Source organism: Streptomyces sp. NPDC059003 (assembly GCF_042740445.1).
Classification (GTDB): domain Bacteria; phylum Actinomycetota; class Actinomycetes; order Streptomycetales; family Streptomycetaceae; genus Streptomyces.
Map to the genome: position 1 here is coordinate 26,961 of NZ_JBHYJH010000040.1, position 13,593 is coordinate 40,553.

Genomic DNA, 13,593 nt, shown 5'->3' on the forward strand with positions numbered 1-13,593 from the left:
CTGTTGCAGCGCTCCTTGAACACCCCGCTCCGGCGGCGGACCGCAGGTCCTGCCGGCCTCACGAGGTACGCGGGAACCCGTCGAAACCCCCGGGTGCTCCCCGCACCCAAGGCCCCCCTCTCGGGTTCCAAGAATCGATCACCCCGACGCCTGGCGCCGGGGACGCAGCTGCTGGCTTTCCGTAGCGCCAGACCTGATAGATCGTCATTGATCGGCTTGTGACCGACCGCTGACGGACGGTCAATCTAGACCATCGACGGCGGGATGTAGAGGGGATGTGTGTAACTTGCGCTGAACCTTTGAGTCCGGGGCCACCGGCCGGTAACCGCTTGCGGGGGCGCCGACGGCGGAGGCATGCCAGGTGACCTGCGACAACGGGAATTCGAACGGCTCCTCGGGCGGTCTTGAGAATCCTCCGCTTACCGAAATGTGAAGACACACGGGAAGATCACATTCCGGTCCGGCTCCGGCATCGCGTCGGCGCTCGCCCCGGCCTCGGGCAGAAATCCGGCCACTCGCGCGAGGACGATGACCGTAAACAAGACGTACGGATGAGAGTCAAGTGACCGCCCCCGGAAAGGACTTACGGGCCTCAACAATCGACTCAGGAGCCCCACATGACACACAGCACCGCCCGGCGCCGACGCACCGCGACGCTCCTCGCCGCGGCCGCCTCCCTGGCCGTCGGCCTGGCCGCGTCGCCCGCGAACGCCGCGGCGACCTGGGAGTCGCTGACGGTTCCCGAAAACATCGTGGACATGACGCTGCTGCCCTTCGACAGCCAGAACGCCTACGCCAGGACGCAGCTCCAGTGCATGAACCTGTGCCGCGCCGTCCCGCCGAAGCTGTGGCAGAAGTCCGGCAGCACCTGGAAGCAGCTGAAGCCGCCGACCGAGGTCGCCTTCGACACGCTGGCCGGAACCGGACCCAACGACCTCTGGGCGATAGGCCGCAAGGACATCGGCAACAGAGTCTGGCACGTACACCACTACGACGGCACCAAGTGGTCCGCCGACCTCTCCCCCGACACCACGAAGGTGGAGATCCTCGACGCCGAGGCCGTGAGCAAGAACAGCCTGTGGGGCGTGGGCAACACCCGCAACGCCGACTTCAACCCGATGATCACCCACTGGGACGGCGCCAAGTGGGACACCAAGACGTTCACCGACATCAAGGGCAGCTTCGAGTCCGTCGACGTACGGTCCGAGAACGACATCTGGGCCGTCGGCTACGGCTCCGTGAGCGAGCAGGCGGCCGACTACCAGCCGCTGGCCATGCACTACGACGGCACCAAGTGGAGCAAGGTGCCGCTTCCCGCGACGCCGGGTGATGGGAACAGCGTCCTGCGTGAGGTGTTCAGCAACGGCCCGAACGACGTGTGGGCCTCCTCCTGGGTAGACGTGTGGCACTGGAACGGCACCACCTGGACGCGCCAGGACCTCCCCACCCCCGGCTGGGCCATGTCGTTCGCCGGCCACGGCGGCCAGGTCTACGCCGGCGTGCAGCCCCAGGGGTCATCCGGCGCGAAGCTGGTGCGCTGGAACGGCACTTCATGGGAGGCCGCCGACAGCGCGCTGACCAACGTCCGCACGGTCAACCAGTTGGCCAACACCCCGGACGGCGCGATGTACGCCCTGTACCAGAACTACTCGTACGAGAACTTCCTCTCCCGCCTCGCCCCGCCGACCGCGCGCTGACCCGGAAGGCCGCGCACGGGACGAACCTGCCATGAGCGATCTCCAACAGCCTTGCTCTGTTGGAGACTTCGCCGCTTCCGGACAAGGAACGCGAGGAATCCAGCCACCCGCGAGAGCGGATGGCCGTAAACAGAAGAGTCAAATGACCACCCCTGGGGAGGATTTACCAGCCTTAACAATGGACACAGGAGTCACACATGACACACAGCACCTCCCGGCGCCGACGCACCGCAACGCTCCTCACCGCCGCCGCCTCCCTCGCCATCGGCCTGGCCGCGTCGCCCGCGAACGCCGCGACGAGCTGGGAATCCATACCGGTGCCCGAAAACGGCGCGAGCATGACGCTGTTGCCGTTCGACAGCCAGAACGCCTACGCCAGAACGCAGCGCGACTGTTGGGACATGTGTGACGATCCGAAGCTGTGGCAGAAGTCCGGCAGCACCTGGAAGCAGCTGAAACCGCCGACCGACGTCGCCTTCGACACGCTGGCCGGAACCGGACCCAACGACCTGTGGGCGATAGGCCGCAAGGACATGGCCGGCGGAGTCTGGCACGTGCACCGCTACGACGGCACCAAGTGGTCGTCCGACCTCGCGCCCGACACCAAGAAGGTCGAGATCCTCGACGCCGAGGCCGTCAACAAGACCAGCCTGTGGGGCGCGGGCAACACCCGCAACGCCGACTTCAACCCCATGATCACCCACTGGGACGGCACCAAGTGGACCACCAAGACGTTCACCGATATAGACGGCAGCTTCAAGTCCATAGACGTACGGTCCGAGAACGACATCTGGGCCGTCGGATACGGCTCCGTGAGCAATGACGTGGCCAACTACCAACCGCTGGCCATGCACTACGACGGCACCAAGTGGAGCAAGGTGCCGCTTCCCACGACCCCGGGTGATCGGAACACCCTGCGTCAGGTCTTCAGCAACGGTCCGAACGACGTGTGGGTCGCGTCCGAGGACCACGTGTGGCACTGGAACGGCACCACCTGGACGCGCAGGGACCTCACCATCGGCTCGATCACGTCGTTCGCCAACTACGGCGGTCAGGTCTACGCCGGCATGGCTCCCAAGGAGTGGGGCGGTGCGAAGCTGGCGCGCTGGAACGGCACTTCATGGGTGGCCGACACCTCGCTCACGAGCGGCAACAGCGTTTCGCAGCTGGCCAACACTCCGGACGGCGCGCTGTACGCCCTGTCCCGGGTGAGCATGTCCACGAACTTCATCTCCCGCCTCGCCCCGCCGACGACGCGCTGACCCGAAAGACCGCGCACGGAACGAACCAGCCATGAGCGACCTCCAACGGCCGTGCGCCGTTGGAGGATTCGCCGCCCCGGCAGGAAGAGCAGAAATCCAGCCACCACGAGACGAGTTGGCCGTAAATAGAGCGTCAAGTGACCACTCCTGGGGAGGCTTTACCAGCCTTAACAATGAACACAGGAGTCACACATGACACACAGCACCTCCCGACGTCGACGCACCGCGACGCTCCTCGCCGCGGCCGCCTCCCTCGCCGTCGGCCTGGCCGCCTCGCCCGCGAACGCCGCGGCGACCTGGGAACCACAGCCGGTTCCCGACACGTACGTGAACATGACGCTGCTGCCCTTCGACACCCAGAACGCCTATGCCAGAACGCAGCCCTTCTGCTGGGACCAGTGCGAAGCGCCGAAGCTGTGGCAGAAGTCCGGCAGCACCTGGAAGGAGCTGAAACCGCCCGCCGACGTCGCCTTCGACACGCTGGCCGGAACCGGACCCAACGACCTGTGGGCGATAGGCGCGAAGGAGGTGGGGGACAGCCTGTGGCACGTGCACCGCTACGACGGCACCAAGTGGTCCGCCGACCTCGCCCCCGACACCAAGAAGCTGAGCATTACCGACGCCGAGGCAGTCACCAAGACCAGCCTGTGGGGCGCGGGCTTCACCCGGGACAACACCGACTACTACCCGACCGTCACCCACTACGACGGCACTAAGTGGAACACCAAGACGTTCACCGACATAGACGGCAGCTTCGATTCCATAGACGTACGGTCCGAGAACGACATCTGGGCCGTCGGCTCTCGCACCGTGGGCCTGGACAACTACCAGCCGCTGGCCATGCACTACGACGGCACCAAGTGGAGCGAGGTGCCCCTGCCCACGACCCCGGGCAGGCGGAACATGCTGGTTGAGGTGTTCAGCAACGGCCCGACCGACGTGTGGGTCGCGTCCGAGAAGTACGTGTGGCACGGGGACGGCACCACCTGGACGCGCCAGGACGCCCCCGCCTCCGGCCGGGTCACGTCGTTCGCCAACTACGGCGGTCAGGTCTACGCCGGCATCGCGCCCGGGGATGTCCGCAACCCGAAGCTGGTGCGCTGGAACGGCACTTCATGGGTGACCGACACCTCGCTGACCAACGCCAGCAGCGTCCACCAGCTGGCCACGACCCCGGACGGCTCGCTGTACGCCTCGTACTTCAAGATCTCGTCCGGCAACAACAACTTCATCTCCCGCCTCGCCCCTCCGGCCGCGCGCTGACCCGCGGGGCCGCACTCGTCTCGCCTGCGGCCTCGCCTCACCACCCCTGAGCGACCTCCAACGGCCACGCGCCGTTGGAGGCTTCGCCACCCCCGGGCAGGAAGAGCGGAAATCCAGCCACCCGCGCGAGGACGATGGCCGTAAACAAGACGTAAGAAGGAGAGTCAAGCAACCGCCCCTGGGGAGGATTTACAGGCCTCAACAATTGACCCAGGAGCCCCACATGACACAGAGCACCACCCGGCGCCGACGCACCGCGACACTCCTCACCGCGGCCGCCTCCCTGGCCGTCGGCCTGGCCGCGTCGCCCGCCAACGCGGCGGCGAGCTGGGAATCACTGCCGGTTCCCCATAACTACGCGGACCTGACGCTGCTGCCCTTCGACAGCCAGAACGCCTACGCCAGAACGAAGCCCTTCTGCTGGGACTTCTGCGAAGCGCCGAAGCTGTGGCAGAAGTCCGGCAGCACCTGGAAGGAAATGACGCCGCCCGCCGAGGTCGCCTTCGACACGCTGGCCGGAACCGGACCCAACGACCTGTGGGCCATAGGCCGCAAGAACATGGGCGACAGAGTCTGGCACGTCCACCGCTACGACGGCACCAAATGGTCCTCCGACCTCGCACCCGACACCAAAAAGGTCGAGATCCTCGACGCCGAGGCCGTCAACAAGACCAGCCTCTGGGGCGCCGGCAACACCCGCAACGCCGACTTCAACCCCATGATCACCCACTACGACGGCACCAAGTGGAACACCAAGACGTACACCGACATCAAGGGCAGCTTCGAGTCCATAGACGTACGGTCCGAGAACGACATCTGGGCCGTCGGCTACCGCTCCGTGAGCGACGAAGTGGCCGACTACCAGCCGCTCGCCATGCACTACGACGGCACCAAATGGAGCGAGGTGCCCCTGCCCACGACCCCGGGCAAGCTGAACATCCTGCGCACCGTGTTCAGCAACGGCGCGAAGGACGTGTGGGTCGCGTCCGACGACCACGTGTGGCAGTGGGACGGCACGACCTGGAAGAACAGGGACATCCCCACCGCCCGCTTCGCCACGTCGTTCGCCAACTACGGCGGTCAGGTCTACGCCGGCGTACAGATCGCCAACATCGGCGACCCGATACTGCTGCGCTGGAACGGCACTTCGTGGGTGGGCGACGCCACGCTCAACAAGGGCGTCAGGCTCACGGAGCTGACCACGACCCCGGACGGCGCGATGTACGCCGTCTCCAAGGGCAACGGGTCCGAGGCCTATCTCTCCCGCCTCGCCCCGCCGGCCGCGCGCTGACCAGCCTTGCACGACCCATCATGGGCGACCTCCAACGGCCGTACGCCGTTGGCGGCTTCGCCGCTTATCAATGGACTCAGGAGCATCACATGACACAGAGCACCTCCCGGCGCCGACGCACCGCGACCTTCCTCGCCGCGGCCGCCTCCCTCGCCGTCGGCCTGGCCGCGTCACCCGCGAACGCCGCGGCGAGCTGGGAATCGCTGCCGGCGCCCGAGAACTACGTGACCATGTCGCTGCTGCCCTTCGACAGCCAGAACGCCTACGCCAGGACGATGAGCCAGTGCATCGAGCTGTGTGGGCCCGTCGCGCCGAAGCTGTGGCAGAAGTCCGGCAGCACCTGGAAGCAGCTGAAGCCGCCGACCGAGGTCGCCTTCGACACGCTGGCCGGAACCGGACCCAACGACCTGTGGGCGATAGGCCGCAAGGACATGGGCGACAGAGTCTGGCACGTGCACCGTTACGACGGCACCAAGTGGTCTTCCGACCTTGCGCCCGACACCAAGAAGGTGGAGATCCTCGACGCCGAAGCGGTCAGCAAGAACAGCCTGTGGGGCGTGGGCAACACCCGCAACGCCGACTTCAACCCCATGATCACCCACTGGGACGGCACCAAGTGGAACACCAAGACGTACACGGACATAGACGGAAGCCTTGAGTCCGTGGACGTACGGTCCGAGAACGACATCTGGGCCGTCGGCTTCCGCGACGTGAGCAACGAGCCGGGTGGCTTCCAGCCGCTGGCCCTGCACTACGACGGCACCAAGTGGAGCGAGGTCCCCCTTCCCGCGATACCGGACGATCAGATCCTGCGTGAGGTGTACAGCAACGGTCCGAACGACGTGTGGGTCTCCACCTACGAGCACGTGTTGCACTGGAACGGCACGGCCTGGACACGCCGGGACCTCCCCACCCCCGGCTGGGCCATGTCCTTCTCCAGCCACGGCGGCCAGGTCTACGCCGGCGTGCAGCCCGAGATCGGGCAGCGCGGCGCGAAGCTGGTGCGTTGGACCGGCACCGCATGGGAGGCCGCCGACAGCGCGCTGACCAACGCCATGCGGGTCAACCAGCTGGCCACGACCCCGGACGGCGCGATGTACGCCCTGTACCAGAACTACTCGTCCGAGAACTTCGTCTCCCGCCTCGCCCCGCCCACCGCACGCTGACCCGAAGAGCCGTACCCGACTCGCGTACGGCCCTGCACGACCAGCCATGAGCGACCTCCAACGGCCGGGCGCCGTTGGAGGCTTCGCCTGCCGCCGGCCACCGACCCGGCCCCGCCCGACCGCACCCCGGCCGCGTTCCCGTTCGCACCCACGCTCGCCAGGACCATCTACGGCATGAACGCGGGGCGCGACCGGTCACCCGTGACGGGGACATCGCGCCGGGGCACGGGTGCAACTGGGGGATCATGGCCGGATGTTGGGCAATCCGCCGGAAGAGCGAGACAGTTTCATCGGGCGTCGGGCCGAGCGGGCCAGGCTTGCGGGGACTCTCGGGCCGCGCACCCTGACGACGCTGACCGGGGCCGGCGGCGTGGGCAAGAGCAGGCTCGCCGCGCACACCCTGCGGCGGCTGCCCGCCGAGCGGCGGGCGGCCCTCGGCGAGGTCCGCTGGGCGGACCTGAGCGCGCTGCCGGACGAGGGGCTGCTGATCACGGCCGTGGCCGACGCCGTGGGCCTGGCCGACCACACGCCGCGCCTTCCGCTCGAAGCGCTCCGCACCTGGCTCGCGCCGCGCCGCGTCCTGCTCGTGCTCGACTCCTGCGAGCACCTGGTGGCCGCCTGCCGCGACCTGGTCGGCGAACTCCTCGCGGGCTGTCCCGGGCTCACCGTCCTCACCACCAGCCGACAGCCCCTCGGCCTGTGGGGCGAGGCCCGCATCGAGGTGCGGCCGCTGGCCCCGGACGGCGACGCGCTCACGCTGTTCACCGAACGGGCCGAGGCCGTCGCGCCCGGCACGCTCCCCGACGAACCGCACCGCGGAGCCGCGGCCACCGAGATCTGCGAGCGCCTCGACGGCATCCCGCTCGCCCTGGAACTGGCCGCCGCCCAGCTGCGGCACACCCCGCTCGACGAGCTCGCCGACCGCCTCCGCGCCCACCACGAGGGCCTGGTCGCCGCCGCCCCGCTGCGGCCCGCCCGGCACCGGACGCTGCGCACGACGATCGGCTGGAGCCACGAGCTGTGCGAACCTTTGGAGCGGCTGCTCTGGGCCCGGCTCTCGATCCTGCGCGGGCCCTTCGACGAGGACACCGCCCGGGGCGTGTGCGGCGGCGGGCCGCTCAGCGGCGACGCCGTCACCACGGCCCTGTTCTCGCTGGTGGCCAAGTCCGTCGTGAGCCTGGACGGGCAGGGCCGCTACCGGCTTCCGAACACCGTGCGCGAGTACGGCCTGCTGTGGCTCGGGGAGCTCGACGAGCACGAGGCCGCCGCCGACCGGCACGCCGCCTACTTCCTCGGTCTCGCCCGCGCCGCCGAGGCCGCCTGGCTCGGCCCGGAGCAGGTCGCCTGGTACGGGCGCGTGGCCGCCGCGCACACCGATCTGTGCGCCGCCCTCGACCACCTCGCCCTCACCGACACCGAGCGCGCCCTCGAACTGGTCGGCCTCGTCGCCTTCTTCTGGAGCTGCTGCGGCCATCTGCACGAGGCCCGCGCCTACCTGGAGCAGCTCCTCGTCCTGCGCGAGGAGCCCTGCCCCGCCCGCGACCGGGCACTGTGGGCCCTCGGCGTCGTCGCCCTCCTCCAGGGCGAGCACGACCGGGCGGAGCAGCTGGGCCTGCGCTGCGCGCGGGAGGCCGCCCGCAGCGGCGACGCCGAGCAACAGCTTGCCGTCGCCTATCTGTTGGGGATCACGCATCTGCTGACCGGCCGGGCGGCTCAGGCCCTCGACACGGCCGACCGCACCCTGGCCCGGGTCCCGGGCCCGCCCTTCCGCTCGCCCTCGCGGCTGCGCTGCCACCTGGTGAAGGTGTTCGCGCTGACCTCCCTCGGCCGGCTCGACGAGGCGCGGCGCCGGGCGACCGCGCTGCGGGAGGGCTGCATCGCCCACGGCGAGTGCTGGACGCGGGCGTACTGCGACTACCTCCTCTCCCTGATCGCCCTCGGCCAACAGCGTCCGGCGCGCGCCGCCGAGCACGCCCGCGCGATGCTCGCGGGCAAGAGGCTCATCGGCGACAGCTTCGGCATCGCCCTGGGCATGGACCTGCTCGCCGCCGCCGCGGCGGCCGAGGGGCGGGCCGAGGTCGCCGCGGTGGTGTGCGGGACCAGCGAGACGCTGTGGCAGTCGGTCGGCCACACCCAGCGCGGCATGCCCGAGCTGCGGGAGGTCCGTGAGCAGTGCCGGCGCCTCGCGCTCACGGCCGTCGGCCGCGAGGCGTTCGAGCGCGCCTTCCAGCGGGGCGCGGGCGCGGAGCCGGGCACCGTCCTGACACTGGCCCTCGAGGGACGCCTGTCCGAAGAGGTCTGATCCGCCCGGAACAGGTCTGCTCTGCCCCAAGGATGTCTGATCCGCCCGCAGCGTGGAAGACAGCGGGAAGGCAGTGGGAAGACAGCGGAGGGCGGGCGCTGTAGAACGTACTCGGAAGTGCACGGGGGTACGCGACAGCACGCGCAACGCGACGGACCGGACGAGGAGTTGGCACGATGGCAGGACAGGACCTGGACACGAAGGCGAACGTCTCCCCGACCACGGAGAAGGCCACCGGCGCGGCGCAGCGGGCGCCCGGCGCCACCACGCTCAGCGGCCGCACGGGTGCCGGCGAGCCCCCGGCGACGCGCGGCAGGACGTCCATCGCGGACGTCGTCGTCGTGAAGATCGCGGGCATGGCCGCGCGGGAGATCCCGGGCGTGTACGACATGGGCGGCGGCCTGTCCCGCGCGCTCGGCGCCGTGCGCGACCGCGTGCCCGGCGGCCGCTCGAACGTGGGCCGGGGCGTGAAGGTGGAGGTCGGCGAGCGGCAGACCGCCATCGACCTGGACATCGTCGTCGAGTACGGCGTGCCCATCACGGACGTCGCCCACGACGTCCGCGAGAACGTGATCGCCGCCGTCGAGCGCATCACGGGCCTGGAGGTCGTCGAGGTCAACGTGGCCGTGAACGACGTCCGGCTGCCCGACGACGACACCGCGGACTCCGGCGAGTCGCGGGTGGAGTGAGGCGCGCGGCACGTGGTGCCGCGCGGGAACGCGCGGGAGTCGAGCGGCCGCGACCGGGGAAAACGCCGCGGCCGCTCGACCGTTCACCGGCTCAGCGCCCAGACGCGCGGAGCTCAGAGGAACCGGGCTTCTTCCCGTTCCTGCAGTTCGAGGATGCCGACCATGCACTCACCTCCCGGAGTTCCGTCCGCAACTGCCGTACCGGCCGCCGGACGGATGCGGAGCGGTGGTGCGCCCACCGCGGCGGACACGCGTACGTCATGCCCCAGGCGGTCACTCCCGGGCCTTCGGCTGGGCCGTCGGCGACGTACATGAATTCCCCCGGCTTCACCCGTGTCCGCGCTCCCCGAACCCGCCCGGCGTTCGCCCGGCATCGGCTGATCTCACGATGACGAATGCGCGCGGGCCCGCGCCATTCGTGTTCCGCTCACCGGAACACGGCCGCGGACCTCGCACGCATGGACGAGAGTTCAGTGGAGAAGCTCAGTAGAGAAGCACGGACGATGACGAGCCGTGTTCCTGGGGCGGGACGCGCAGGAGCCGGGACTCGATGGCCGCCGCGGCCGCGGCCGTCGCGGCGGACACCGCCGTGAGCCGCTGCTCCACGGGCACCACCGCGGCGAGCGAGGCGACGGTACGCCCGTCCGGCGCCCGCACCGGCATCGCGACGCAGGACACGCCCTCCTGCACCTGCTCGCGCTCGGACACCGGACCGCGGGGTCTGCCGGTGAGGATCCGTCCGGCGGCGGTGTCGAGGGGGAAGCTCATGCCGTTGCGCACCGGCGCGAGCGCCTCGATCCGGCCGGGCACCGACGCCACGGTCAGGGCGAGTTCGTCGCGCAGCACCGTGAGGACGACGCTCGCGCCCGTCGAGGCCCGCAGCCGGTGCACCGGGATGCGCGAGGCGGAGCGCAGGCCCGGGTGCGGCTGCCAGGCCTGGCCGAGGCGGAAGAGCTGCGGCCCGACGAGATAGCGGTTGCCCCTGCGCTCCACCGCGCCGACGAGCCCGAGCTGTTCGAGGAGGCGGTGGGCGCTGCCCTTGGGGACCTCGCAGGCGTGGGCGAGCTCGGTGAGCCCGGCCTCGCCGCCGCGTCTGCGCAACGCCTCCAGCAGGGCAAACGCTCCGTCGAGCACCCCCCGGCCCTGCTGGAGGGGTGCCCCCTGGACTTTCGGCGGAACCACCTCCCCGTCGCGTCGGGACGCCGCACGTTCCGAGGAGTTCCGCTCGTTCGCGGGCATGGCGGAAGACAGTCCTGTCCCTGGCATGGTCGTGCCCCCGTTTCGCACGCCCGTCACCCCCCTGGCGAGGCTCCGGGCAACTGCACATGGTGCGGGGGGAAGCAGGCATCCCGCCAGACGAGATCACGCCGACTCGCACCGTGCGTGCCTTCCCCTGAGCTCTCGTCCCTCGCACCGCTCACACCCCATTGGCACCTGACACCCCGTGCGTAACGGGTACCTGGCACCACCCCCGCTCGGGTGCTACGCGCAGTGACCAGGCGGAGCCCGACCAGCAGGCTGAGAGGCGTCAGCGCAACGCGGGGCGCCGGGAGCGGCCCGTACCGAGTGAGAGACCGAGCGAGAGCAGGGGATTCCGCGCCATGACCGACCGGACGCGACAGGCCCGACAGGCCCGACAGGCTCAGCCGACGCAACAGGCACGACAGGCTCAGCCGACGCGGCAGGCACAGCAGGCGGAGCCGACGCGGCAGGCAGGGCACCCCTTCCTCGCGGGCGCCTACACGCCGGTCCGGGAGGAAGTGACCGAGTTCGACCTGCCGGTGACGGGATCGCTGCCCAAGGAGCTGAACGGCCGCTATCTGCGCGTCGGCCCCAACGCGCTGGGCGTCGAGGACCCCAAGGCGCACCACTGGATGCTCGGCGAGGGCATGGTGCACGGCGTGCGCCTGCGGGACGGCAGGGCCGAGTGGTACCGCAACCGGTGGGTCCGGTCGCGATCCGTGGCCCGCAAGCTGGGCGAGCCGTACCCGTGGACCGCCCCGGACGGCGACTTCGCCCCCAACACGCACGTCATCGGCTACAAGGGCCGCATCCTCGCCCTCCAGGAGGCGGGCCCCCAACCGTACGAGCTGGACGGCGAGTTGAACACGCTCGGCCCCTGCGACTTCGAGGGCACCCTCGACGGCTCGTTCATGTCCCACACCAAGTTCGACGCCGCCGCTGACGAGCTGCACGCGGTCACCTACCACCCGACGTGGGACCACGTCCGCCACCTCGTCCTCGACGAGACGGGGACGGTCACCAGGACCACCCGCATCCCCGTGTCCGACAGCCCGATGGTGCACGACTTCGCGCTCACCGAGCGGTACGTGGTGATCCTCGACATCCCCGTCACCTTCGACCGCGCCGCGGCGGCCGCCGGTGCGCCCGTGCCGTACGAGTGGAACGACAGGCACCCGGCGCGCGTCGGCGTGCTGCCGCGCGCCGGCGGTCCGATCCGCTGGTTCGAGACCGACAACGTGTACTACTCGCACACCCTCAACGCGTACGACGACGGGGACGGCGTCGTCATCGACGTCACCACGTTCCCGGCGCCGTTCTTCGTGAACGGCAGGAACTCCGGCGGTCCCGCCGCCACCGGCACCCCCACCCTCGACCGCTGGACCATCGACCTGGCCGCGGGCCGGGTCCGCTCCCGCCGCCTCGACGACCGCCCCCAGGAGTTCCCGCGCGTCAACGAGACCCTGGTCTCGCGCCGCCACCGCTACGGCTACCTGGCGTCGACGGCCGACCTGTACGAGGGCTATGCGTACGTGGACGGGCTCCCCGGCCCCACGAGGTACGACAACGCCCTGATCAAGCACGACCTCGACACCGGTGACACCCAGGTGCACCGCCTCCCGGCGCACGCCACGGCGGGCGAGGCCGTCTTCGTCCCGCGCGAGGGGGCCACCGCCGAGGACGACGGCTACACGATGGCGTACGTCCACAATCCCGACCGCGGAGCGACGGACCTGGTGATCCTCGCGGCCCAGGACTTCACGGGGACGCCGCTGGCGCGGGTGCACCTGCCGGGGCGGGTGCCGATGGGGCTGCACGGGAGCTGGGTCGCGGACGCCTGACGGCGCGGCGGCGGGCACCCCGAACAAGCCACCTATACACGGAGTGTATAGTTCCGCTATGCCTGCCACACGCAAGATGCGATCCCCGAGGTACTGGTTCCCCGCTGTCGCCGCGCTCTCCGCGGGCCTGGTCCTCAGCGGCTGCACCAAGCTGGACACCGTCGCGCCGAGCACCGTCCGCAAGGGCGCCGCCGACGCGAAGGCGGCGGATCAGGGCAGCTTCGGGACCGTCGACTGCCGCAAGGCCAAGTGCATAGCCCTGACCTTCGACGCGGGCCCGAGCGAGAACACCCCGCGGCTGCTGAAGATCCTCAAGAAGGAGAAGGTGCCCGCGACCTTCTTCACGCTCGGCAAGAACCACATCGAGAAGTACCCCGAGCTCGTCAAGCAGATGGACGCCGAGGGGCACGAGGTCGCGAGCCACACCTGGTCGCACAAGATCCTCACGAAGATCAAGCCGGCCGAGGCCCGCGCGGAGCTGGAGCGCCCGAACAAGGCGATCGAGAAGCTCATCGGCAAGAAGCCGACCCTGATGCGCCCGCCGCAGGGCCGCACCAACGACACGGTGAACAAGATCTCCCGCGACCTGGGCCTCGCGGAGATCCTCTGGACGGTCACGGCGAAGGACTACACGACGGACGACTCCGCGCTGATCACCAAGCGCGTCCTCGAACAGTCGAGCCGTGACGGCATCATCCTGCTGCACGACATCTACAAGGGCACGGTGCCCGCGGTGCCGGGCGTCATCACGGAGCTCAAGAAGCGCGGGTACGTCTTCGTGACCGTGCCGCAGCTCCTGGCGCCCGGCAAGGCGGAGCCGGGCAAGGTCTACCGCTAGCC

At 69.8% G+C, this 13,593-nt stretch carries 10 protein-coding genes; 9 read left to right on the top strand and 1 reads right to left on the bottom strand.

All coding sequences use genetic code 11. The features are described from left to right. Positions 1 to 617 precede the first annotated feature (617 nt). The 7 genes from ACFWZ5_RS17035 to ACFWZ5_RS17065 all read left to right on the top strand — a co-directional run bounded on the left by ACFWZ5_RS17035 (position 618) and on the right by ACFWZ5_RS17065 (position 9,670). A complete protein-coding gene (locus ACFWZ5_RS17035; RefSeq protein ID WP_384799948.1) occupies positions 618 to 1,697 on the top strand; it encodes a hypothetical protein in 1,080 nt (359 codons plus the stop codon). A gap of 197 nt (positions 1,698 to 1,894) precedes the next feature. After that, the gene (locus ACFWZ5_RS17040) at positions 1,895 to 2,959 is read left to right on the top strand and encodes a hypothetical protein (RefSeq protein ID WP_384799951.1); all 1,065 of its coding nucleotides are present in this window, start codon (positions 1,895 to 1,897) and stop codon (positions 2,957 to 2,959) included. Positions 2,960 to 3,151: 192 nt separating this feature from the next. Then, entirely contained in the window at positions 3,152 to 4,222 is a 1,071-nt protein-coding gene (locus tag ACFWZ5_RS17045; protein ID WP_384799954.1) for a hypothetical protein, read from the top strand. A gap of 223 nt (positions 4,223 to 4,445) precedes the next feature. Beyond that, positions 4,446 to 5,513: a hypothetical protein gene (locus ACFWZ5_RS17050; protein WP_384799956.1), complete on the top strand. Its 1,068-nt coding sequence runs from the start codon at positions 4,446 to 4,448 to the stop codon at positions 5,511 to 5,513. An 89-nt stretch (positions 5,514 to 5,602) separates the two neighbouring features. Further along, entirely contained in the window at positions 5,603 to 6,679 is a 1,077-nt protein-coding gene (locus tag ACFWZ5_RS17055; protein WP_384799958.1) for a hypothetical protein, read from the top strand. A 253-nt stretch (positions 6,680 to 6,932) separates the two neighbouring features. After that, the gene (locus ACFWZ5_RS17060; RefSeq protein ID WP_384799960.1) at positions 6,933 to 8,981 is read left to right on the top strand and encodes an ATP-binding protein; all 2,049 of its coding nucleotides are present in this window, start codon (positions 6,933 to 6,935) and stop codon (positions 8,979 to 8,981) included. 176 nt (positions 8,982 to 9,157) lie between these two features. Next, positions 9,158 to 9,670, top strand: a complete 513-nt coding sequence (locus tag ACFWZ5_RS17065) for an Asp23/Gls24 family envelope stress response protein (protein WP_384799963.1) — start codon at positions 9,158 to 9,160, stop codon at positions 9,668 to 9,670. Between the two features lie 483 nt (positions 9,671 to 10,153). Here ACFWZ5_RS17065 and ACFWZ5_RS17070 read toward each other — a convergent pair whose 3' ends face one another. Further along, positions 10,154 to 10,804, bottom strand: coding sequence for an IclR family transcriptional regulator (locus tag ACFWZ5_RS17070; RefSeq protein ID WP_384800932.1), 651 nt, complete (start codon positions 10,802 to 10,804; stop codon positions 10,154 to 10,156). Positions 10,805 to 11,271: 467 nt separating this feature from the next. Here ACFWZ5_RS17070 and ACFWZ5_RS17075 point away from each other — a divergent pair, with 467 nt between their 5' ends. Together ACFWZ5_RS17075 and ACFWZ5_RS17080 are read left to right on the top strand one after the other, a co-directional pair. Beyond that, on the top strand, positions 11,272 to 12,753 hold the full coding sequence (locus ACFWZ5_RS17075; protein ID WP_384800929.1) for a carotenoid oxygenase family protein: 1,482 nt from the start codon (positions 11,272 to 11,274) through the stop codon (positions 12,751 to 12,753). A 58-nt stretch (positions 12,754 to 12,811) separates the two neighbouring features. Next, a complete protein-coding gene (locus ACFWZ5_RS17080; protein ID WP_384800926.1) occupies positions 12,812 to 13,591 on the top strand; it encodes a polysaccharide deacetylase family protein in 780 nt (259 codons plus the stop codon). The last annotated feature ends 2 nt before the right edge of the window (positions 13,592 to 13,593 follow it).